The following is a 21,937-nucleotide window of genomic DNA, read 5'->3' as shown; positions in this document are numbered from 1 at the left end:
CGGCTGTGGGGAGGCCTTCCCGGGGCTAGCGCATGTTAAACGCTGATTTACCCGCGAATACGGCGGCTTCACCAAGTTCATCTTCGATACGCATCAGCTGATTGTACTTTTCAATCCTCTCGCCCCGGCTCGGCGCTCCGGTTTTGAGGTGACCGGCGCGTAAACCCACCGTCATATCAGCGATAAAGCTGTCTACCGTTTCGCCGCTGCGATGCGAGATAAACGCCCCCCAGCCATTGTCGTGGCAGAGCTGTACCGCTGCAATCGTCTCGCTCAGCGTCCCTATCTGGTTAAGTTTAATCAGCGCTGCGTTGGCGAGATGCTCATCAATCCCTCGCTGAATGTACTTCACGTTGGTCACAAACAGATCATCACCAACCAGCTCCACCTTTTTGCCCAGAACGTCGCTGAGAATTTTCCAGCCCGCCCAGTCATCCTCCGCGAGACCGTCTTCAATCAGCACTACCGGGAATTCATTAACCAGTTGCTCATAATAGCGGGTCATCTCTTCGGCGCTAAGCTGAACGCTTTCGCTGTGCAGGTGGTATTTTCCGTTGGAGTAAAATTCACTGGAGGCCGGATCAATGCAGATAACAATATCCTCCCCCGGGGTGTATCCCGCACGTTGAATCGCCTCAACAATCAGCTCCAGTGGCTGACGGTTCGAGCTCACCTTTGGTGCAAAGCCACCTTCATCACCGACGCCGGTAGATAAGTCTTTCGCCAGCAACACCTGACGTAAAGCCTGATAAACCTCACTTCCCCAGCGGATCGCCTCACGAACGGAGGACGCTCCCCACGGGGCAATCATATACTCCTGGAAGTCAGCACCCTGCCAGCGGGCATGAACGCCACCGTTGATAATATTCATGCAAGGCACCGGCAGAAGATTTGCCCCCACCCCGCCCAGGTAACGATAAAGCGGCAGGTCAGAAAGCTGCGCCGCCAGCCGCGCCACCGCAAGAGAGACGCCAAGGATGGCATTAGCGCCAAGACGCCCTTTGTTTTCCGTCCCATCAAGGGCAATCAGACAATTATCGATAGCCTTCTGCTGGCGAACATCGATACCACACAGGGCCGTGTTGATCCCGGTATTGATATTCTCAATCGCCTTCAGCACGCCTTTGCCCCCGAAGCGCTGCGTATCACCATCGCGAAGTTCAACAGCCTCGCGCGAACCGGTGCTGGCCCCGGAAGGAACCGATGCTCTGGCTGTCATGCCCCCCTGAACCGAGACTTCCACCTCAACGGTCGGGTTTCCTCGTGAATCGAGAATCTCTCTTGCGAATACGCGGTTAATTTCATAGCTCATGGAAGTACCCTTCTTTAGTTAACGGGAAAATGTGGAGACAGGAATAGATGCGGCGTGTTGCCTCACCCCGGTTGCACGGCTAAGCAGTCGGTCAGCCACGGCAGAATGTCCTTCTTGCGACTGGTCATTCCCAGCAGTGAGATCTTGCTGGTTTCAATAAAATGGTTTTCAGAGAAATAGAGCGTGGAGTTACGGTGGGTAATATCAGTCAACATCAGCACCACCATATCAAGGCCAGTGGCTTGCCGGGTCTGTTCGGCCTCCTGCAGCAACGCTGGCAAACAGGGGGCAACATCAGCCATATCGCGCAGTTCGAGTTGTGACAACAGGAGGGAGACGCCGTGGATCCGGTACTGCTTGGCATCGCGGTGTAGCAGTTGCGCAGCTGATTGCCCCTGCAGCGACGTTTTCGCCCGCAGAAGGCCGCTGACGAAAGTGTCGTAATCCTGACCAATACTGTCGCGCAGCGTAGCAACGGCCTGTCTGTCCTGAGGCGTGGTGGTGGGGCTGGTGAGTACTACCGTATCACTAAGAATAGCCCCCAGCAGCAGCGTGGCTTGTGCGGTGCTGAGCACCACCCGGCTGTCTGCCATCAGCAGAGACAGGACAATCGTGGCGCAGCATCCTACCGCGCGGATCCAGCAGTCTGGTGGATTTTTGGTGATTAAGGTGCCGATACGGTGGTGATCAATGATGCCCACCACGTCGCTCTGGGCGAGCGTGGAAGGCCCCTGCTCGACGTCGGTGAAATCCACCAGCCAGACTTTTTTATCTGTCAGCGGTTCTGTCAACAGAGCGGGCTGTGGCGCCCCTGCGGCGTTGAGGATATAGCGGGTTTCCGGCGTTAAATCCCCCAGGCGATAAGGACGTGCCGCTCTTCCGGTGGCATTAAGCCAGTCTGCGACCACAAGGGCGCTACAGATGCTGTCGCTGTCCGGGTTGAGGTGCCCAAAAACACGAATGACGTCGTCGCTTTCACCGGAAAGCGCTGAAGAAATAGCGGAAAAAGTAGTTTGATTTTTCATAACGATACCTGACATACATGCCCTGAAGGCAAAATAAACGTTGTATATCAGGCGTCATCATCCGGCTGAATGCCGGCGGTTGGGAAAGGTGGAACACCATCACCTTGTAGAGTAAGCCTAAAGGAACCACGGCGAGAAATCAACACCCGCTTTTCCCGCGCCTGGCAATAAAAAATCCACGCCGTTGCGTGGATTTTTCGTTTTCAGCGCCCGGAATTATGCCCCGACGGGCACATCGTGGGCGGTATTTTGCAGCACCGGTCCGGTGTATTTTTCGATCTGCAGCTGGCTCATCTGCCCGCAGTTTCCCTGCGCCAGGCTCGAGGAGCCAACGTCAAAGGTCAGGCAGTTAACGTTGCCGTTCTTACACAGCGAGCCGGGCTGTGACGGTTCGGCCGGGTCGAACCATGCCCCCTCGCTGATGCGCACGACCCCTTCACGCACGTGGTCGGTGACGACCGCACCCACGAGGATCTGCCCGCGCTCGTTAAACGCCCGCACCAGGTCACCGTTATTAATACCGCGCGCGCTGGCATCTTTCGGATGCACCCAGATGGCCTCTCTGTCCGCCACGGCATACTTCTTACGCAGCGGCGTGTTATCAAGCTGCGAGTGCAGACGGTTGATCGGGTGTCCGGTGTTGAGCGACAGCGGATACTTCTCCGCCTCCGGCCCGCGATACCACTCGTGCGGTGGCATCCAGGTGGGGATCGCCTTACAGTCGTCGTATTGCATTTTGGCAATCGCGTCCGAGTAGATCTCTATTTTACCCGACGGCGTCCCCAGCGGATTAAGCAGCGGGTTTTCACGAAAATCAGCGAAGCGTACCCACTGTTTATTCTCTTCCGGGATCGGGAAACGAATATAGTTATTCGATGCCCAGAACATGTCGAACGGCGGCAGCGCCACCCGGGCGTTACGCGCCTGAGTTTTCATCTCGTCGTACATGCCCTTCAGCCACAGCATCTCATCCTTGCCCTCGGTGAATGCATCGTGAACGCCGAGGATCTCCGAAATACCGGCAAAAACGTCGAAGTCGTTTTTCGCTTCATGCTGCGGCGGCACGCACTGATGCAGCGGGAAAACATACAGCTGCGAATAGTCGCCGCCCATGTCCATGTCGTTGCGCTCATAGGTGGTGGTCACCGGCAGCACAATATCGGCATGCTTCGCCGTCGCCGTCCAATAGGGTTCGTTGACCACCACCGTTTCCGGGCTTTGCCAGGCTTTCACCAGGTTGTTGGTGTCCTGATGCTGGTGGAAGGTGTTGCCCCCCGCCACGTAGACCATTTTGATGTCCGGGTAGGTGACTTTAGTACCGTTGTAGTCGATGGTTTTTCCTGGATTTGCCAGCACATCGGCGATACGCGCCACCGGGAACGGAGCGATCGTTTTGGCTGCGGGCGACGTCGGGCTGCCTGCCGAAATCCCGGCAAGGATACCACCGCGCGCCGTTGGGCTGCCGCCGGACGAGTAGTGATAGCTGAAGCCGAAGCCACCACCGGGTAAACCAATCTGCCCGAGCATCGAGGCCAGGGTAACCATCATCCAGTGCGCCTGCTCGCCGTGGTGCTGGCGCTGAATACCCCAGCCACCCATGATCATGGTGCGGTTTTTCGCCATATCCCGCGCCAGCTGCTGGATAACCGCTGCATCCACGCCGCTGATATCCGCCGCCCAGGCCGCGTCTTTCACCACGCCATCATCCTTGCCGGTCAGATATTCCGCAAACTTATCAAAGCCGACGGTGTAGGTTTTCAGGAAATCGGTGTTGTGCAGCTTCTCGGTCAACAGCGTATGGGCGATCCCCGCCATCAGCGCACAGTCGGTATAGCTGTGCGGACTGATCCACTCGGCGCCCAGCTCGCGGGCGCTGTCGCTATGCACAGGATCGATACAGACCATCCGCGTGCCTTTTTTCTTCAGCGCCTCAAAGCCGGTCTGGCTGACGTGATCGGGCAGGTTCCAGCTGTTTTTCAACGTGATCATCGGGTTGCAGCCAATCATCACCACCAGTTGGGTGTTTTCGATAACGTTCGGCCACGCGGTCTGCTGCTCATACACTTCAACCGAACCGACCACGTGCGGCATAATCACCTGCGCGGCCCCGGTTGAGTAGTCGCCGGAGTAGCCAACAAAGCCGCCCGCAAGGTTCATCATGCGCTGGAGCAACGTGCGCGGGTTGTGGAACATCCCGACGCTCTTCCAGCCGTAAGAACCGGCATAAATCGACGACGGGCCGTGCTCTTTTTGCAGACGGCTGATTTCCGCCGCCACCAGGTGCATGGCCTTGTCCCAGCTCACCCGCACCCATTCATCGCGCCCGCGTAGCTCCGGTTTACTGTCCTTCGCCCCACCCTCCAGCCAGCTTTTACGCACCATCGGGTATTTGATACGGTTGGGCGCATGAACCTGATGCGGCGCCATCGTTATCAGTTCGTTCGGATACGGATCGTCTTTTATCGGCCGCACATCCACCATTTTGCCCTCGCGGACGATGGCCTCGAACGCCCCCCAGTGGGCGCCGGTGAGGATCCCGCTTTCCGCCTGGCGCAGAGCCACAAACTGTGGCAATGCCTGACTGATGGCTTCCGCCAGCGCCGAACGCGGCCACAGCCCAGCCAGTACAGGTGCCGCCAGTAACGCCCCGGCCCCCGCCAGAAAACGGCGGCGGGTGACATTCAGAGCGGATTGCTCATTGACAGCAGCCATGCGGGTTTCGTTATTCTTCTTCATCATGGCTCTCCTTATTGTTGGGTCTGTCCGGCAGCGGCAGGCATGTCGCTGGCATGTTTTTGTACGTATTGCGTCAGCAGGCGCACCTGTTCCTGGGTCAGTGAAGTACGGCCCGACATCCCTTTCACCACCCCGATCCACTGGTTGGCGTTAAAGCGGTTGAGCTCGGTCAGACCGTGGCAGCCGGTACAGTTGTTGGCCATCAGATCGGAAGCGTAACTCCAGATTTTTTGCTGATCGCCAATCAGGTTTTTCGCCGGTAGCCAGACCTGGAGACTCACCTCGTGCCAGACCTGTTTGGTCTCGTCGTCGGTGACGGTGCTGTTAACCTTCAGATTTTTACGTGCCTCTTCGCCAAGCAAGGCGCTCATAATGCGTTTGCCGCGCGCGGCATAGAAGGCTTCGGTCACACCATCCTGCTGCCAGCCCTGCACGTCGGCCTGCACCATGTCGCCTTCGCGTTTAACTACTTTGACTTCCGTTGAGGCCATCAGGTTGCCGTCGTTATGATCGCCGGCCTTGTCGGAGAGCCAGAACGGCTGGGTCTGAATGGTGTAGAGAGTGGTGGCAGATGCCGGGGTCTTCGCCGCAGCATTTGCCAGTTCACTGGCACCGGCCGCCGCCAGGCCGCTCATGTTTGGCAGGATGTGGGCGACGCCTTTGTGGCAGTCAATACAGGTTTGCCCCTCTTTGATAGCCACCGGGTGCTGCTTACGGGCTTCCGGGGTTTGCGCCAGAATATCCATCGCGTTGTAGTTATGGCAGGAGCGGCAGGTCGCCGAATCATTCTTTTTCAAATCTGCCCATACGCTCTGGGCCATCGCCAGCTTATGCGCCTCATATTTTTCCGGTGTATTAATCTTGCCGGTCATTTCCCCCCACACATCTTTTAGTGCACCGATTTTGGTCAGCATATAATCGACGGGCTGATGGGGAACATGACAGTCCGCGCATTCGGCACGAATACCTTTATCATTCTGAAAGTGGACGCTGCCCTGATATTCCGCCAGCGGTTGCTGCATGGTGTGGCAGGAAACACAAAATGCAGTATCGCTGGTTTTGTGCATAATGGTGAAAGTCCCCGCCAGTAGCACCACGCCAAGGATGATGCCCGCCAGCAGCGCAATGAATATAATTTTTCGCCTGCCAGAACGTTCCAGTGAAAGCTTGCTCATTTTATTATTCAACCCTTATCGGTATATAAGACGCAATAATCCCTGCCAGACCGCCATCGCTATATAAATATATTTATAACGATAACAGTCACCTTCTGAATCAATAAATTTCGCGAATACCCGGCGTCATCGGCGGATAATACGGTGTTACCCGCCGATAATGACGGTACGTTAAATTCTCAAAAAGAAATCATTGGCCCTGAGGGCCAATGAACTTATTTCAGTGTAGCGGCTTGTTCTTTTTTCGCCTGCTCAATGCTACGAAGCAGAATGATCCGCTGCGGGTCGTCTGCGGGTAACAATTGCAGCATTAACTGCCAGGCGCCGATCGCTTTGTCATAGTGCTGATGCTCAAAGGCGTTAAACGCCACCAGGCTCAGCACCCGCACATCGTCGTGATTGGTTTTCAGCAGCGAATCGAGCAGCTGCTGCGCCTCACGGTTATCGTTCGGATCGCTGGAATGAAGCAGCGCTTCCACATATCCCAGCTGCGCTTCTGGGTTTTGCGGCGCTAATCCCCTGGCTTTATCAAACGCCTGCAGCGCCTCACCAGGATTGTTCAGCACCATCTGCAGGCGCCCCAGCATTATCCAGCTCACCGTATTTTGCGGATACTGCTGCAGGCGGGTCCGCAGCCCCAGCGCCAGACGGAACAGCTCTTCACGTGAGAGCGGCTTGCCCTGTGAGTCCATCACCCGCTGCACCAGCTGTGGGGTCTGCTCAACCACCTGCTGCCACTCCATCACCCGGGTTACCGACCCGGTGCGCACAAATACCCCTACCGTTAGCAGGGTAAGAGTGGCCGCTCCGAGAATATACACCCAAACCCCACCGCGTTTACCAGCGGTTTCTGCCGATTCGGGCAAATCTTCCAACAGGTTAAGACGTAGTTCATCTACCAGCTTCTGCTGCTGCGTTTCATCAATTGCCGACAGATCCTCGCCGAGCTCCTGCATCCGCACACGGTAGATCATATGGTTCATGGTATTTCGGTCGACGCGCTGCCTGCCGGACCAGGGATAGAACAGCAGCCCTACTGTCGCCAGCAGCAGAACGAACATGACGATGAAAGCGGCCATCATTTTGGCGTCCTTTTATTTTCATCCAGCAGGCGTTGCAGGCGCGCCTGCTCCTGCGGGGTCAGCGCAGTCTTGCGCGGACGACGGCTCAGGCGTATCACCACCGCCACGCCCCCCAGCACGAATAACGACGGCAGCAGCCAGAGAATAATCGTCGACGGCGTAACCGGCGGTTCGTAGGTGACGAAGTTCCCGTAGCGCGCCACCATGTAATCGATAATCTGCTGATTACTCTGGCCTTCCTGCATAAGCTGCCACACCTTTTTGCGCATGTCGGCGGCAATCATCGAATTAGAATCGGCGATGCTGTTGTTCTGGCATTTCGGGCAGCGCAGCTGTCCGGTCAGTTGGCGAAACTGCTGCTCCTGCGCCTCATTTTTAAACGCATAAGTATCAATCGCCGCCAGCGCCTGAAACGACAGCATCCCCGCCAGCAGCATCATTAGCACAACCCTCATGCGCCGCCCTCCTTGCTGTATTTATCCCATAGCGGCTGGATTTCCTGCTGCCAGACCCGGGCGTTGACGTCCCCCGCGTGGCGGTAGCGAATAATGCCTTTTCCGTCGATGAGGAAGGTTTCCGGCGCGCCATAGACGCCGAGATCGAGCCCGAACATCCCGTCGCCATCAAACACGTTCTGCACGTAAGGGTTGCCAAGCGTTTTTAGCCAGGTCACCGCCTTCTGGCGGTCATCTTTGTAATTGATACCAACGATGCGGATACCGTCAGCCGCAAGACTTCGCAGATACTGATGTTCAGCGCGGCAGGTTGGGCACCAGGTGGCCCAGACGTTAATCAGCAACGGTTTACCATTGATAAGCGTCGCGTTATCAAGCATCTGGTCGGGCTGCTCCAGCGATGCCAGGCGAAACGGCGGCAGCGGTTTGCCAATCAGGGCCGACTCCAGCATGCTCGGATCATCGCCGTCGTTGTTGCGCAGCAGCTGCCACATCAGCGCCGCCGCCAGCAGCAGAAAAATCACCAGCGGCAGGAATAACACTTTGCGGTTCATTGAGCACCCTCCGGCAGCGATTTACGTAAACGGTAGCGTGGGTCGAGGATGCACAGCACGCCCCCCAGCGCCATCAGCATCCCGCCAAACCAGATCCAGCGGACGAAAGGTTTATAGTACAGACGCACCGCCCAGCTACCGTCATCCAGCTCTTCTCCCAGCGCCGCGTACAGATCCCGCGCCAGGCCGCCGTCGATAGCCGCTTCGGTCATCTCCATCCGGCTGCTCATGTAAATACGCTTCTCGGCACGCAGGGTGCTGACGTGCTTCCCTGCTTTCGTCACCTCAATAATCCCTGCCCCGCCCATATAGTTGGGGCCGGTAATGTCATGAACGTCACGGAAAACGAAGTGATACTGGTGAATATCGACGCTATCACCCGGTTTCATGCGCACATCGCGCTCGATGCTGTAGTTCTGGCTGAAGGCAATGCCAATGACCGTCACCACCAGCCCAACGTGCCCGGCCACCATTCCCCAGTGGCTGCGGCCAAGACGCGTGAGCCCGCGCCAGAACGTGTGGCGATCGGTCGCCCGCTCCACCACTTCCATCACCGTCAGTACCAGCGCCCATAACGACATCAGGAGCCCGAGTACGGTCATCGCCTTAATACTGTCCTGGAGCAGCCATGGCAGGACGACCGCCAGCACCACCGATACGCCGGCGGCAATCAGCAGCCGTTTACGCAGCTTATGGAACTCATCGCGCCGCCAGCGCACCAGCGGCCCGATACCCAGCAGCAACGCGAACGGGATCATCAGCGCAATAAACATGGAGTTAAAGAACGGTTCGCCGATAGAGATGCTGCCCAGGCCGAGCAGTTTATGCACCAGCGGCAGCAGCGTACCGAGCAGCACCACCAGCATGGCCGCCACCAGCAGAATGTTGTTACCCAGCAGCAGCGACTCCCGCGACCACAGTTCGTGCTGCACCCGCGATCGCACCTTACCGCCCTTGAGGGCAAACAGCAGTAGCGAGCCGCCGATGGTTATCACCAGCAGTGCGAGAATGAACATGCCGCGCGTCGGGTCGGAAGCGAAGGAGTGCACCGAAATCAGCACCCCGGACCGCACGAGGAAGGTGCCGAGCAGGCACAGCGAAAACGCGAGGATCGCCAGCAGTACGGTCCACGACTTGAAGCTGCCGCGCTTTTCAGTCACCGACAGCGAGTGTATCAGCGCCGTGCCCGCCAGCCACGGCATCAGCGAGGCGTTCTCCACCGGATCCCAGAACCACCAGCCGCCCCAGCCCAGCTCGTAGTAAGCCCACGCGGATCCGAGCACGATGCCGACGGTGAGAAAACTCCACGCCGCCAGCGTCCACGGGCGTGACCAGCGCGCCCAGGCGCTGTCCAGCCGCCCGGTCATCAGCGAGGCGATCGCAAACGCAAAGGCGACAGAGAAGCCCACGTAGCCCATATACAGCATCGGCGGATGGAAGATAAGCCCGATATCCTGCAGCATTGGGTTGAGATCTCGACCTTCAATCGGGAAATCCGGCAGCGTGCGTACGAACGGGTTGGAGGTGAGCAGGATAAACGCCAGGAAGCAAAAGGAGATCATGCCCATCACCGCCAGCACCCTTGAGGAGGCTTCCAGCGGGATGTTGCGGCTCAGCGCCGCCACCGCGAAGGTCCAGCCGCTCATCAGCAGCACCCACAGCAGCAACGAACCTTCATGCGCGCCCCAGGTTGCCGCCACCCGATACCAGACCGGCAGCAGCGTGTTCGAGTTGCTGACCACGTACTGGACGGTGAAATCGTTGACCACGAAGGCATACACCAGAATCAAAAACGAACCGAAGATGGCGGCAAACATGGCGCAGGCCAGCGGTTTTGCCAGCGCCATCATCCGCCGATCGTCGCGCATGGCCCCCCATGCCGGGTACAGCCCCAGCAGGCAGGAGATGCCCAGCGCGAGGCATAACAGAAAGTGACCGATCTCCGGGATCATTGGCGGGCGCCCTCGGTGTGATTATCCTGCATGGCCTCTTTTATCTCCGGCGGGGTGTAATTTTCATCGTGTTTGGCGAGCACCTCTTTGGCGCGAATGTGGGTGCCGTCCTGCAACGTCCCCTGGGCAACAACGCCCTGACCTTCGCGGAACAGCGCGGGCAGAATGCCGGTGTAGCTCACCGCCACCACCCCACGGGCATCGTACAGTTTAAAGGTCACATCCAGCGTTCTGGCGTCACGCTGCACGCTGCCGGGCATGACCATTCCCCCTACCCGCAGCCGCTGACCAGGCTCCGGTTTACGCCCGTTCTCGCGTTTACCATAGATGACCTCGCCGGGGGTGTAGAACAGATCGATATTAGAACTGAGCGCATACAGCACCAGCCCGACGGTCAACCCCAGTCCAGCCAGCACGCCGCAGGCGAGCCAAAGACGCGTTTTACGCCGTGGATTCACAGTGATGCTCCTTTTACCCGCGCGGCGGCAACTCGCTGTTCGCGTGCCTGCTGGCGGCGTACCCCGGCCAGCAATGTCCGCCGCTGCCAGCGGGTATGCCACACCAGCAGCACCAGCGACAGCGCCGTCACCGCCACCGCCAGCCAGACATAAAAGGCATAACCGCCCATTTGCCAGAATTCACTCCAGGAGTGAAACGCACTCGTCATGAGTTAACCTCTTTTTTCTTTCCGTTCGCCAGCAGCACCACCCACGGGCGACGGCGCTCCTGGTGCAGAATAATGTTGCGCAGCCGCATCAGGGTCAGGGTAATAAACAGAAACAGGAAGCCGAAAATCGTCAGCCGCAGCGGCATACGCATCGAGGGATCGATGGTCTGCTGCATATTGGTCGAACCCTGATGCAGCGTGTTCCACCACTGCACCGAGAAGTGAATAATCGGCAGGTTCAGCACCCCCACCAGCACCAGCAGCCCGGCGGCGCGCCCGGCCAGGCGGCGGTCATCGAAGGCGTTATACAGGGCAATCACTCCGACATAGAGAAACAGCAGCACCAGCTCCGAGGTGAGGCGCGCATCCCACACCCACCAGGTCCCCCACATCGGCTTTCCCCACACCGAGCCGGTTACCAGGGCGATAAAGGTGTACACCGCACCGGGTAAGGCCATCGCCATCACCGCGTTTTCCGCCATCTTCATCTGCCAGACCAGGCCGATAAACGCGGCTATCGCCATCGAGGCATAAATCCCCATCGACCAGATAGCCGCCGGGACGTGCAGGTACATAATTCGATAGCTTTCGCCCTGCTGATAATCGGCGGGCGCATAGCCAAATCCCCATATACAGCCCACCACCAGCAACAGCGCGCTGAGCAATGCCGCAGGCGCTATGCAGCGGCCGCAGATACCGTACAGGCGCTCAGGAATGGCCAGTTGATGTAACGCTTTCCACATGTTTATCGCCTCTATTGCACGCTGATACGTAATGCCGCCGCGGTGGCGAACGGGCTTAAAGTGGCGCTTGCCGCCAGAAACGCGCCGAGCACCGCCAGATAACCGTCAATCGGCAGCTGCATCTGCGCCGCGTTGACCGCGCCGGTAGCAAAGATAAGCAGCGGGATCGTTAACGGCAGCACCAGCAGGCTCAGCAGGACACCACCGCGCCGCAGGCCAACGGTTAGCCCCACGCCAATAGCGCCGATAAAACTCAGGGTCGGCGTTCCCAGCAGCAGGGTCAGCGCCAGCACCTGCCATTCATCAACCGAAAGGCCAAACAGCATGGCGATGAGCGGCGAGATAATCAGCAGCGGCAGCCCGGAGACCATCCAGTGCGCCGCCACCTTCGCCAGCACCACCATTGATAACGGTACCGGCATCAGCATCATTTGCTGGAGCGAGCCATCCTGCCAGTCATCACGAAACAGCCTGTCCATCGCCAGCAGCGACGCCAGCAGTGCCGCAACCCAGACGATACCGGGCGCAATTTGCCGCAGGAGCTGCGGCTCCGGGCCAATAGCCAGGGGAAATAAAGTGACGATAATCAGAAAAAACCACAGCGGGTTGACCACTTCCGCCAGATGGCGAAACGCGAGGCGCAGGTCGCGCCTGAAAATCTGCCCGATCATACCTCCGCCGCCTCATACTCACGCAGCATCACGGTCCGAAGCGGTACCGAGAGCGGGCGCAGCGGCTGATGGGTGGTGAGTATCAGCGCCCCCCCCTTCGCCACGTGCTGCTCCATGCGCAGAGTCAGGGTGCTGATACCGTCGGGATCCAGGGAGGTGAAAGGCTCATCAAGGATCCAGTAGCAGGCTTCGCTTAGCCACAGACGCGCCAGCGCAACCCGCCGCTGCTGACCGGCGGAAAGTTGCGATGTGGGGAGATCTTCGAATCCCAACAGCCCCACCTGTTCCAGCGCCTGCCAGCGCGCTTCAAGTGAGGCCTGAGGATGATAAAAACGTAAATTTTCGTCCGCGGTTAACGCGCCTTTGATGCCTGGCTGATGGCCAATCCACAACAGTTGACGCTGCCAGTCTTCGCGGATCCGGGGCAACGATTTTCCCTGCCAGCAGATTTGCCCTTCGTTCGGCGCCGACAGCCCGGTTAATAAATGCAGCAACGATGTTTTCCCGGCACCATTACCCCCGGCGATTTGTACCATGTTCCCGGGCAGGACAGAAAATGATAAGCGCTCGAAGAGAGTTCTCTCATCCCGATGGCAGGCGATGTTTTTTATTTCAAGCATTAGCGAACCGATCCAGTAACCGCGCGCAATACATTCAAGAGCTTATACTATAGCGAAAGAACACAGACGGGTTGACTGGTTTGTGGAAAATCATCAATTGTTTATGATCTGCCACACATTGATCACAAGGATGGCGCGGCAGATTGATGCAGTTTGTCCGTCAAAAGTATGGGTTAACCTCGTTATTGTCGTACGAATGCCGCAATACAGGACATAACAATATTAAACAAATTGTCACCAGAGTGTGTTTTTTCCTTTATCTATTTATTTTCCTGGCTATAATACTTTCACTTTCATATCAGGAGTCATACGTTGGACAGTCACCCTTTATTTATTAACAAGGCAAGCTAAGCGACGTATTCCTGCCGCTGCTTGCCAAATCCGGCGGGCAGCAATCTCTCCATACTGACGATTGCCCCACAAACAGGTTACGCGAAGTTGACTTCGTGAGGTGTCGTTATGTTACTGTTTACCAATACATTATTCCCTCCACCCCGGAAAAAACGCTAATCGTCTTCACTGACGAGAAAATCTGGCGTGCTTAAAAAAATCTGGTGTATTCCTGTGGTTCTTAGACCGGAATAAATCAGGTTACGGCCTCCCGTTGTCTTTATTTCAGGGTTGAAGTAATAAGCGCCATTAAATAATAAAAAATATTATGCATGAATTAATGCAGGGTATGTCACGTCCTGAGCGAGGATATTATTATGACTGACATCAACATTGAAAACCGCAAAAATAAGCTGCACAGCGCTGAGCTCGAAAAGCAGCACAAAACCCGTTTCCCGATCGAAAATGAGGCCCGTCATACGCCAGAACAGTCGCTGGCTCGCATGAACAGTAGCCACGAAGGCTTAACCACCTTCGAGGCCATGGAACGCCTGCAGGACTATGGCCGGAACCAGGTTGCCCACGACAAGGCGCCACCGGCTATTATTCAGCTGCTGCAGGCTTTTAATAATCCCTTTATCTATGTGCTGATGGCGCTCGCCGTGGTCAGCTTCTTCACCGACTACTGGCTGCCGCACGAAAGCGGTGACGAAACCGATCTCACCGGAGTCACCATTATTGTGGTGATGGTGAGCCTCAGCGGCCTGCTGCGCTTCTGGCAGGAGTTTCGCACTAACAAAGCGGCGCAGGCGCTGAAATCGATGGTCCGGACGACCGCCACCGTACTGCGCCGCGGCCCGGCCGAAAGCCAGGCGGTGCGCGAAGAGATCCCGATTGAAGAGCTGGTCCCCGGCGACGTCATTCTGCTTTCCGCAGGCGATCTGGTACCCGCAGACGTCCGTCTGCTGGAGTCGCGAGATCTGTTCGTCAGCCAGTCGATCCTCAGCGGCGAATCTCTACCGGTGGAAAAATACGACGTGATGGCGAACGTCAGCGGCAAGGACTGCCAGTCGGTTAGCGACGATGCGAACACAAAGAATCTGCTGGAGCTGGGTAATATCTGCCTGATGGGGACCAACGTCACCAGCGGCACCGCCCGTGCGCTGGTGGTCGCCACCGGTAGTCGTACCTGGTTTGGATCGCTCGCGAAATCTATCGTCGGTACCCGCACGCAAACGGCCTTCGATCGCGGCGTGAACAGCGTCAGCTGGCTCCTGATCCGCTTCATGCTGGTGATGGTGCCGATTGTACTGCTGATTAATGGCCTGACCAAAGGCGACTGGGTGGAAGCCTCTTTGTTTGCGCTGGCGGTAGCCGTGGGTTTAACCCCGGAAATGCTGCCGATGATCGTGAGCTCTAACCTCGCGAAGGGTGCTATCGCGATGTCGCGTCGCAAAGTCATCGTTAAACGCCTGAACGCTATTCAGAACTTTGGCGCGATGAACGTGCTGTGCACCGACAAAACCGGTACGCTGACCCAGGACAACATTATTCTGGCGCATCATCTGAACAGCAACGGCGTGGAGGATCACCGGGTACTGACCCTCGCCTGGCTCAACAGCAACAGCCAGAGCGGTGCACGCAACCTGATGGACAGAGCCATTCTGCGCTACGGTGAAGGCCGCATCTCCCCGGTCGTTCAGAGCCATTTCCGCAAGCTCGACGAACTGCCGTTTGATTTTGTCCGTCGTCGGGTGTCTGTGGCGGTGGAGGATTTCCGCCAGGGCGAGCGCCTGCTGATTTGCAAAGGGGCCGTTGAGGAGATGCTGACCGTCGCCACCCATATGCGCGATGGCAATAACATCATCGAACTGGATGAAATGCGCCGCTGCACGCTGGTTGCCCGCACGCATCAGTACAATGAGCAGGGCTTCCGCGTACTGCTGCTCGCCACCCGCAAGCTCGACGGCGAAACGCCGCTGCAGCCGCTGCACGCGCAGGACGAGAAAGGGCTGGTTATCGAAGGGATGCTCACCTTCCTCGATCCACCGAAGGAGAGCGCCAGCAAAGCTATTACCGCTCTGCGTGATAACGGCGTTGCGGTGAAGGTGCTGACCGGCGATAACCCGGTCGTCACCGCGCGGATCTGTGATGAAGTGGGGATTGATTCACACAGCATTCTCACCGGCCCACAGATTGAAAACCTGAGCGATACCGAGCTCGCCCGCGAAGTGGAAGTGCGTTCGGTGTTTGCCAAACTCACCCCGCTGCAGAAATCGCGGATCCTGAAGATGCTGCAGAAAAACGGCCACACGGTGGGCTTCCTCGGCGATGGTATTAACGATGCGCCCGCGCTGCGTGATGCCGACGTCGGGATCTCGGTCGACAGTGCGGCGGATATCGCCAAGGAGTCTTCCGACATCATTCTGCTGGAAAAAGACCTGATGGTGCTGGAAGAAGGGGTGATTAAAGGCCGTGAAACCTTCGGCAATATCATCAAGTACCTGAACATGACCGCCAGTTCTAACTTCGGCAACGTCTTCTCAGTACTGGTTGCGAGCGCGTTTATCCCGTTCCTGCCGATGCTGGCGATTCATCTGCTGATCCAGAACCTGATGTACGACATCTCTCAGCTGTCGCTGCCGTGGGACAAAATGGACAAAGAGTTCCTGCGCAAACCGCGTAAATGGGATGCGAAGAATATCGGTCGCTTCATGCTGTGGATTGGCCCGACGTCATCGATTTTCGACATCACCACGTTTGCGCTGATGTGGTACGTCTTTGCGGCGAACAGCGCCGAAATGCAGTCGCTGTTCCAGTCGGGCTGGTTTATTGAAGGGCTGCTGTCGCAGACGCTGGTGGTGCACATGCTGAGAACGCAGAAGATCCCGTTCATCCAGAGCCGCGCAACGCTGCCGGTGCTGCTGACCACCTTCTGCATCATGGCTATTGGTATCTACATTCCATTCTCGCCGCTCGGCACGATGGTGGGTCTGGTACCGCTGCCGCTCAGCTACTTCCCGTGGCTGGTGGGTACCCTGCTCTGCTACTGCCTGGTCGCTCAGGGAATGAAGCGCTTTTACATCAAACGTTTTGGCCAATGGTTCTAGGAGGTCGCGATGCAGAATCCCAACGACCCACTCATGTCAGTAATATTTTTGATTGTCGGTATGCTGGTCTTTTTTTTCGGCATGTGGCAAATCGTGCAATAGACAGGAGGCAGCATGCGAAAGAATAACCCAGACAGACTGTTTCTCACGGTCATCCTCTTCGCGGTTGTTATTATTTTGCTGACTATCTGGATACGCTAAACCACGGGGGCACATCTGCCCCCGTTTTTATTACTCTTCTCCCTGAACCCGCGGCGTGACCCGCACACCAAGGAAGACGATAACCATCGCGGTCACCAGCAGCAGCCCGCTGCCGGTAAACACGCCGCTGGCACCGTTGAGGTCGAACACCATTCCACCACCCGCGGCCCCCGCGCTGATGGCAAGCTGAATAGATGCCACCAACAGCCCCCCTGCGCTTTCAGCTTCATCCGGTACCGTTCGGGCAAGCCATGTCGACCAGCCGACCGGCACCAGCCCGAAGGCAAAGCCCCATAGCGCTACCAGCAGGCCGTCGATCGCCGCCAGATGGCCAAACGCCACCAGCATCAAGGCCAGAACGCCCATCACGAACGGCACCAGCGCCAGCGTCATCCGCAGGCTGCGCGACAGCAGGTACCCCGCCACGGAGGTCCCAATAAAGTTTGCCACCCCAAAGCCAAGCAGGATCAGCGATACGCTCTCAACGCTCGCCTGACCGACGGTTTCGAGGAACGGTCGCAGATAGGTGAAGAACGCAAAGTGACCGCTAAAAATCAGGATCGTCGCCAGCATGCCGCCGATCATCCCCGGGCGACGCAGCATCCGGAACAGGGTGCTGAGGCTACCGCTGCTTTCCGGACGCATTGATGGTAATACCCATAGCTGCCACAACAGCGCCAGGATGCTCGGCACGGTACAGAGCAGAAACACATTGCGCCAGCCAATCATTGCGCCGAGATAGCTACCGAGCGGTGCCGCGACCACCGTGGCGACGGAGACGCTGGAGAAAATCACCGCCAGCGCCTTCGGCACTTTATCTGCCGGTACCAGACGCATGGCGGTGGCGGTTGACATCGCCCAGAATCCCCCGATGGCTACCCCCAGAAGCAGCCGACCGAGCAGGAGAACCTGCAATCCAGGCGCAAACGCGACCATCAGGCTTGAGACGATTTGTAGCACTGAAAAGAACATCAGCACCCAGCGCCTGTCGATATTTTTCGTTGCGGCGGCAATCAATAATCCGCTCACCAGGGCGACCAGCGCGGTAGCGGTCACCGCCTGGCCGGCCATGCCTTCGCTCACGCCCAGGCTCGACGCCATCGGGGTCAACAGGCTGGCGGGTAGAAACTCCGCGGTTATCAGGCCGAACACGCCTAAACCCAGCGAGTAGACGGCGCGCCAGGCCGGTTTTGCGGGCGTCATAACTTCACTTTGTGCGACGCAGGAATTCATCTGTTGCTCTCCCGTTAGAAAAATGTGACAACTGTCGCAAAGCATAGAAAGTTACCCGTGGACGATCTATGACATATAATCTTCATTTATTGACTATCCGTCCGGAGTTGCGATGAGCGCTCATCACCATCCCGATTTAATCAGCGAGCTTTTACGCGGCATGCGCTTATCCGGCGTGAAGTACCGCCGTATTGAGGTCAGCCCACCCTTTGGCGTAGGTTTTGAACAGGCTCCCGGGCGGGCGCAGTTTCACTTTGTCAGTCGTGGCCCGGTATTACTGCGCATCGCAGGCGGGAAAACGTGGATGCTTAATACCGGCGATGCGCTGTTTATCCCTAACGGGGACAGCCATATGCTGCTGTCCGACGCGGAGGCCAGCGTCACCCCCATTTCCGCCTGTCCGAGTGAGCCAATCTGCAGCTCGGTCTGCGCCATCCGCCAGTGCGGGATTGAGACCGATGCCACGGACAATGCCGTTATCTTTAGCGGCTGTATGGATTTCGAACTCGGCGGGATGCAGCCGCTGGTCAGAGCGATGCCGGAGGTGATGCTGGTAAGTTCACTGCTGTCGACGTGGCCGGAAATTCACCCGCTGCTGGCGGCGATGGAGCGCGAATCACTGACTCGCCAGGTCGGGTTTGCCGGGATCCTCGCGCGACTGGCTGACGTGGTCGCAGCCCTTATCGTACGCGGTTGGGTCGAATCCGGCTGCGGCAGCGCTACCGGCTGGGTGCAGGTGTTGCGCGATCCGAAGCTGAGCCGCGCCATCTACGCCATGCACCAGCAGCCGGGCGTCAACTGGAGCGTGGAGACGCTGGCGCGCGAAGCCGGGACGTCACGCTCGGTCTTCGCCGAACGTTTTCTTGCTGCCACCGGCAGCACCCCGGCCCGCTACCTGAGCGAGCTCAGAATGCGCCTTGCCGTACAGTACATCAGCCAGGAGCAGCAACCGATTGAAACGGTCGCGCTCCAGTTGGGCTACAGCTCCGTTGCTGCCTTCAGTCGCGCCTTTAAGCGCATCGTCGGGCAGCCCCCCGGCGCTATGCGTGAAGCGGTCAGAAGTAATATTTGAAACGCACGCGGCCACCATAGCGTGAATCTTCGCTACCGTTCCCCTCTTTCGGGTCGGATTCGACCCACGAGGCGTAAGCCCCGAGATAAATATTGAAGTTTTTCATATTCATCACGTTGGGGAACAGGTAAGAGGCATGAATGGTATGAATATCGTAGCTCCCCGGGTCGGTCACCCAGCAGTCACCGCCACAGTCTGCGTCAAAGGTTGCGGAATCAAAGCGGTCGATATTGTTATGTGCGTAAATGTAGCCCAGCTCAACGTTATGCCATAGCGCATTCACCCCGGTGGTAAAGTCGGTTTCGTCGACGGCATCCAGATACGCGGTGCTGAGATTAACGACGACACCGTCCTGCGGATCGGTCTGTTGTCCGTTCCAGGTCATGGTCCAGCCGTATCCAGTGCGATCGGACTGATCGACCCAACGCCCGTTGCTGTCACGGTAGCCATAGGCATTGTTGACAAGGTTGCTTTCCATGGCGATTGCCGTGGAGAAGCGCCCATTCTGCCAGGCAATCACCGGGCGCACATAGGCAACGTTCTTATCGTTCACCAGTTCAGCCCCGTGATACTGCTTATCAACAAACAGTGCGCTGCCGTCTTCCAGCAAGGTGTTCACTTCAAAATACCAGTTCCCGAGGGTTTTACTCATGAGGAAACTCCCCCCGCTGTCGCTGCGTCCGCGCCCCTCTTTCATCATGTAGATATAGCCGTAGCCGTCGCTGTAAAGATCGTTGGCGGTATTACCGGAATACTCAACAAACGTATCCTGATTCAGCGGGAACATATCCCACGCCTCGAAGCGCCCGACTTTCACCTTCCAGTCGTTCTCCTGACCGAAGAAGAACACCGCATCATCAAGGTTCATCGAACCGGTCATATCGGCGAGCGGCTGCGCTGAGAATCCCGCAAAATAGCCGTTATCCATCCGCCGGTAGCCGTCAAATCCCAGCAAAATACGACCGTTGATATCCCAACGCTCATTGCCACCCGATGCCCAGTCGCTGTTAGCCGTGGGGTGTAAAGAGGTAAGGCTGCCGGTCCGGCTGGCGGCGTCCATATTGAATTCGACGTCACCGTAGATTTTCAGGTCTCCATAACCTGAAAGCGTCAGTTTGGGGAGCACGTCCTGCGGCGCCGCTGCCGCCGTTTGTTCCGACTGTACGCTAACCGTCGCAGAAGGTGGGGTCTTTACGCTCTGCTGCTGTAGCGCCTGTATCTGAGCTTCAGCGTTGGCTGCGCGTTGCTCTGCGCTCGCCAGGCGGCTTTCCAGCTCCGCAAGTTTTTGCTCAATTCCGCTGGAGGTATTGGTGGCTAACGCCTGCGCGCAGCAAAGCCCGGCGATAGCCATCGCTATATATTTTATTTTCATACTTTTAGTCCTTGTCATTACTGATAATAAAAAAGAAGCCATCAGTGAAAATGATTAATCCTTGCAAAATTCCCCGTTTCTCAAATCATTCACCACGTTATTCATTACCGATGCTTTCAAGCCGTAGAACTTTATCGCCAGGGCGGTTAATAAATAAAAAAGCGAAGGAATGACAGAAAATAACAGCACCACACCCTGTACTGCCGTAGCCGTTTGTACCGAACTACCCGCCTGGTAATTAAAGCCAGCCAGTACCCATCCCAGAATGGCACCACCGACGGCAACCCCTAATTTAATAACAAAGATATTGGCGGCAATATTCATTCCTGTAATACGCCGCTGCGTTTTCCACTCGCCGTAATTATTGGCATCAGTAATCATTGACCACTGCAGCGCACCGTTACCTCCCTGCACGACCTGAATAATGACGTGTGCCGCCAGCGGTATCACCCACCACTGTACCGGGAGCCAGAAACAGGCGAGCCCGAGTAACGCATTGAAAATATTGACCCAGAAAGAGAGCCTGACCTTGCAAAAACGAGTGCCGAACGGCTTCGCCAGGACAGAGCCAAACATCGAGGCAAACATGCCGCCCAGCATAAACAAGGAGATAATGTCCGCGCCTCTGTTCAGCACCGTATTCACGTAATACACCACCGCCCCGCCGCGAATGACAACCGCCACCAGCATCGTGAAGTTATACACGGAGAGGATCAGCCACTGCTCGTTGCGAAACAGCACCCTGACATCGCGGGCAATATTGAGATTCTCCTCTTTTATCGGCTGCACGCGCTCTGTGGTGGTGAAAAAACAGATGATAAACATCAGGCATCCCAGTGCGCCAAAAATCGCCATCGCCAGCTGGATCCCTGCCGCCCGATCCGCCGGATACAGATAGTCAGCCAGAGGAAGAATAAAGGCGGTACCCAGCGCCCCGCCTACCGGAGTAATGGCAAAACGCCACGACTGTAGCGACAGATTCTCATCCGGATCGGCGGTCAGTGCCGCCCCCAACGAACAATAGGGAATATTGATGGCGGTATACATCAGCGTCATAAAGATATAGGCGACAACGGCATAGGTGACCTTCCCGCTTTCGCTGAAGTCAGGAATGGTGTAGACCAGCACACAGCTGACGGCGAACGGGACGCAGATAGCCAGCAGCCAGGGGCGAAAGCGCCCCCATCGGGTATGGGTGGCATCCGCAATCGCGCCCATCACCGGATCGGTCACCGCATCTAATAAACGTACCAGTAAAAACATGGTGCCCATGACCGCCGGGGGCAAGCCATAAATATCAGTATAAAAATAAGCAAGAATAGCGACTGACGAATCAAATACAATATGGCTGGCGGCATCCCCCAGGCTGTAACCTATTTTCTCCCGAATTGGGATCCGTTGTGCATTTTCCATAACGCCTCCTTTAATTTTCTGGAGAGTAATTTCATACAGAGCACCACGTACGATCCATTATGTTTTTTGATTACTATTTTATGTTTTTTATTTTGTGTGATCGTGCACGTGAAATATCTTGTGTGCAGCTTATGTATTTGCATAACAACCTCACACATCAACTAAGGGATTTCTTATTTATTGAATCCGCTTATTTAGCCAGAGTATTTATACA

At 56.8% G+C, this 21,937-nt stretch carries 19 protein-coding genes and 1 riboswitch; of the genes, 3 read left to right on the top strand and 16 right to left on the bottom strand.

The genetic code is table 11. The annotated features are described in order from the left end of the window. Positions 1–25 precede the first annotated feature (25 nt). The 13 genes from eno to ccmA all read right to left on the bottom strand — a co-directional run bounded on the left by eno (position 26) and on the right by ccmA (position 12,992). Positions 26–1,312, bottom strand: coding sequence for a phosphopyruvate hydratase (eno, locus tag C7387_RS04265; RefSeq protein ID WP_120816146.1), 1,287 nt, complete (start codon positions 1,310–1,312; stop codon positions 26–28). Between the two features lie 62 nt (positions 1,313–1,374). Next, on the bottom strand, positions 1,375–2,337 hold the full coding sequence (locus C7387_RS04260) for a DHHA2 domain-containing protein (protein ID WP_120816145.1): 963 nt from the start codon (positions 2,335–2,337) through the stop codon (positions 1,375–1,377). 41 nt (positions 2,338–2,378) lie between these two features. Then, positions 2,379–2,450, bottom strand: a riboswitch (Fluoride riboswitch). Positions 2,451–2,553: 103 nt separating this feature from the next. Beyond that, a complete protein-coding gene (torA, locus tag C7387_RS04255; RefSeq protein WP_006820357.1) occupies positions 2,554–5,076 on the bottom strand; it encodes a trimethylamine-N-oxide reductase TorA in 2,523 nt (840 codons plus the stop codon). Between the two features lie 8 nt (positions 5,077–5,084). Further along, positions 5,085–6,248, bottom strand: a complete 1,164-nt coding sequence (locus C7387_RS04250) for a NapC/NirT family cytochrome c (protein WP_006820358.1) — start codon at positions 6,246–6,248, stop codon at positions 5,085–5,087. Between the two features lie 215 nt (positions 6,249–6,463). Further along, positions 6,464–7,330: a c-type cytochrome biogenesis protein CcmI gene (ccmI, locus tag C7387_RS04245; protein WP_120816144.1), complete on the bottom strand. Its 867-nt coding sequence runs from the start codon at positions 7,328–7,330 to the stop codon at positions 6,464–6,466. After that, positions 7,327–7,785 carry a cytochrome c-type biogenesis protein gene (locus C7387_RS04240; protein WP_006820360.1) on the bottom strand — a complete coding sequence of 153 codons (459 nt, stop codon included), beginning with the start codon at positions 7,783–7,785 and terminating at the stop codon, positions 7,327–7,329. The genes ccmI and C7387_RS04240 overlap by 4 nt, the downstream gene beginning before the upstream one ends. Beyond that, positions 7,782–8,339 carry a DsbE family thiol:disulfide interchange protein gene (locus tag C7387_RS04235; protein WP_120816143.1) on the bottom strand — a complete coding sequence of 186 codons (558 nt, stop codon included), beginning with the start codon at positions 8,337–8,339 and terminating at the stop codon, positions 7,782–7,784. The genes C7387_RS04240 and C7387_RS04235 overlap by 4 nt, the downstream gene beginning before the upstream one ends. Further along, positions 8,336–10,291, bottom strand: coding sequence for a heme lyase CcmF/NrfE family subunit (locus C7387_RS04230; protein WP_038256921.1), 1,956 nt, complete (start codon positions 10,289–10,291; stop codon positions 8,336–8,338). The genes C7387_RS04235 and C7387_RS04230 overlap by 4 nt, the downstream gene beginning before the upstream one ends. After that, positions 10,288–10,749 (bottom strand): cytochrome c maturation protein CcmE, encoded by a 462-nt coding sequence (gene ccmE, locus C7387_RS04225; protein WP_038256919.1) that lies wholly within the window; start codon positions 10,747–10,749, stop codon positions 10,288–10,290. The genes C7387_RS04230 and ccmE overlap by 4 nt, the downstream gene beginning before the upstream one ends. Continuing rightward, positions 10,746–10,958 (bottom strand): heme exporter protein CcmD, encoded by a 213-nt coding sequence (ccmD, locus tag C7387_RS04220; RefSeq protein WP_120816142.1) that lies wholly within the window; start codon positions 10,956–10,958, stop codon positions 10,746–10,748. The genes ccmE and ccmD overlap by 4 nt, the downstream gene beginning before the upstream one ends. Continuing rightward, the gene (locus C7387_RS04215) at positions 10,955–11,701 is read right to left on the bottom strand and encodes a heme ABC transporter permease (protein ID WP_006820365.1); all 747 of its coding nucleotides are present in this window, start codon (positions 11,699–11,701) and stop codon (positions 10,955–10,957) included. Before C7387_RS04215 ends, ccmD begins: the two co-directional genes overlap by 4 nt. An 11-nt stretch (positions 11,702–11,712) precedes the next feature. Further along, a complete protein-coding gene (gene ccmB / locus C7387_RS04210; RefSeq protein WP_120816141.1) occupies positions 11,713–12,372 on the bottom strand; it encodes a heme exporter protein CcmB in 660 nt (219 codons plus the stop codon). Further along, positions 12,369–12,992, bottom strand: coding sequence for a cytochrome c biogenesis heme-transporting ATPase CcmA (ccmA, locus tag C7387_RS04205; protein ID WP_120816140.1), 624 nt, complete (start codon positions 12,990–12,992; stop codon positions 12,369–12,371). Before ccmA ends, ccmB begins: the two co-directional genes overlap by 4 nt. A 707-nt stretch (positions 12,993–13,699) precedes the next feature. Here ccmA and mgtA point away from each other — a divergent pair. Together mgtA and mgtU are read left to right on the top strand one after the other, a co-directional pair. Then, entirely contained in the window at positions 13,700–16,432 is a 2,733-nt protein-coding gene (gene mgtA, locus C7387_RS04200) for a magnesium-translocating P-type ATPase (protein ID WP_038256911.1), read from the top strand. A gap of 114 nt (positions 16,433–16,546) precedes the next feature. After that, positions 16,547–16,633 carry a magnesium transporter protection protein MgtU gene (mgtU, locus tag C7387_RS23335; protein ID WP_350338166.1) on the top strand — a complete coding sequence of 29 codons (87 nt, stop codon included), beginning with the start codon at positions 16,547–16,549 and terminating at the stop codon, positions 16,631–16,633. 30 nt (positions 16,634–16,663) lie between these two features. Here the strand turns inward: mgtU and C7387_RS04195 are convergent, their stop codons facing one another. Further along, a complete protein-coding gene (locus tag C7387_RS04195; protein WP_120816139.1) occupies positions 16,664–17,866 on the bottom strand; it encodes an MFS transporter in 1,203 nt (400 codons plus the stop codon). Between the two features lie 112 nt (positions 17,867–17,978). Here C7387_RS04195 and C7387_RS04190 point away from each other — a divergent pair, with 112 nt between their 5' ends. Continuing rightward, positions 17,979–18,938: an AraC family transcriptional regulator gene (locus tag C7387_RS04190; RefSeq protein WP_120816138.1), complete on the top strand. Its 960-nt coding sequence runs from the start codon at positions 17,979–17,981 to the stop codon at positions 18,936–18,938. Here C7387_RS04190 and C7387_RS04185 read toward each other — a convergent pair. After that, on the bottom strand, positions 18,922–20,310 hold the full coding sequence (locus C7387_RS04185; RefSeq protein WP_120816137.1) for a carbohydrate porin: 1,389 nt from the start codon (positions 20,308–20,310) through the stop codon (positions 18,922–18,924). The genes C7387_RS04190 and C7387_RS04185 overlap by 17 nt on opposite strands. Positions 20,311–20,364: 54 nt before the next feature. Then, positions 20,365–21,723 carry a glycoside-pentoside-hexuronide (GPH):cation symporter gene (locus C7387_RS04180; protein ID WP_120816136.1) on the bottom strand — a complete coding sequence of 453 codons (1,359 nt, stop codon included), beginning with the start codon at positions 21,721–21,723 and terminating at the stop codon, positions 20,365–20,367. Between the last annotated feature and the right edge of the window lie 214 nt (positions 21,724–21,937).

The organism is Yokenella regensburgei (assembly GCF_003634235.1).
GTDB lineage: Bacteria > Pseudomonadota > Gammaproteobacteria > Enterobacterales > Enterobacteriaceae > Yokenella > Yokenella regensburgei.
This window is presented reverse-complemented; position numbering and strand designations above follow the sequence as displayed.

Coding starts and splice junctions, on each gene's coding strand:
- eno (WP_120816146.1), bottom strand. CDS start 1,312: ATGAGCTATGAAATTAACCGCGTATTCGCAAGAGAGATTCTCGATTCA.
- C7387_RS04260 (WP_120816145.1), bottom strand. CDS start 2,337: ATGAAAAATCAAACTACTTTTTCCGCTATTTCTTCAGCGCTTTCCGGT.
- torA (WP_006820357.1), bottom strand. CDS start 5,076: ATGATGAAGAAGAATAACGAAACCCGCATGGCTGCTGTCAATGAGCAA.
- C7387_RS04250 (WP_006820358.1), bottom strand. CDS start 6,248: ATGAGCAAGCTTTCACTGGAACGTTCTGGCAGGCGAAAAATTATATTC.
- ccmI (WP_120816144.1), bottom strand. CDS start 7,330: ATGATGGCCGCTTTCATCGTCATGTTCGTTCTGCTGCTGGCGACAGTA.
- C7387_RS04240 (WP_006820360.1), bottom strand. CDS start 7,785: ATGAGGGTTGTGCTAATGATGCTGCTGGCGGGGATGCTGTCGTTTCAG.
- C7387_RS04235 (WP_120816143.1), bottom strand. CDS start 8,339: ATGAACCGCAAAGTGTTATTCCTGCCGCTGGTGATTTTTCTGCTGCTG.
- C7387_RS04230 (WP_038256921.1), bottom strand. CDS start 10,291: ATGATCCCGGAGATCGGTCACTTTCTGTTATGCCTCGCGCTGGGCATC.
- ccmD (WP_120816142.1), bottom strand. CDS start 10,958: ATGACGAGTGCGTTTCACTCCTGGAGTGAATTCTGGCAAATGGGCGGT.
- C7387_RS04215 (WP_006820365.1), bottom strand. CDS start 11,701: ATGTGGAAAGCGTTACATCAACTGGCCATTCCTGAGCGCCTGTACGGT.
- ccmB (WP_120816141.1), bottom strand. CDS start 12,372: ATGATCGGGCAGATTTTCAGGCGCGACCTGCGCCTCGCGTTTCGCCAT.
- ccmA (WP_120816140.1), bottom strand. CDS start 12,992: ATGCTTGAAATAAAAAACATCGCCTGCCATCGGGATGAGAGAACTCTC.
- mgtA (WP_038256911.1), top strand. CDS start 13,700: ATGACTGACATCAACATTGAAAACCGCAAAAATAAGCTGCACAGCGCT.
- mgtU (WP_350338166.1), top strand. CDS start 16,547: ATGCGAAAGAATAACCCAGACAGACTGTTTCTCACGGTCATCCTCTTC.
- C7387_RS04195 (WP_120816139.1), bottom strand. CDS start 17,866: ATGAATTCCTGCGTCGCACAAAGTGAAGTTATGACGCCCGCAAAACCG.
- C7387_RS04190 (WP_120816138.1), top strand. CDS start 17,979: ATGAGCGCTCATCACCATCCCGATTTAATCAGCGAGCTTTTACGCGGC.
- C7387_RS04185 (WP_120816137.1), bottom strand. CDS start 20,310: ATGAAAATAAAATATATAGCGATGGCTATCGCCGGGCTTTGCTGCGCG.
- C7387_RS04180 (WP_120816136.1), bottom strand. CDS start 21,723: ATGGAAAATGCACAACGGATCCCAATTCGGGAGAAAATAGGTTACAGC.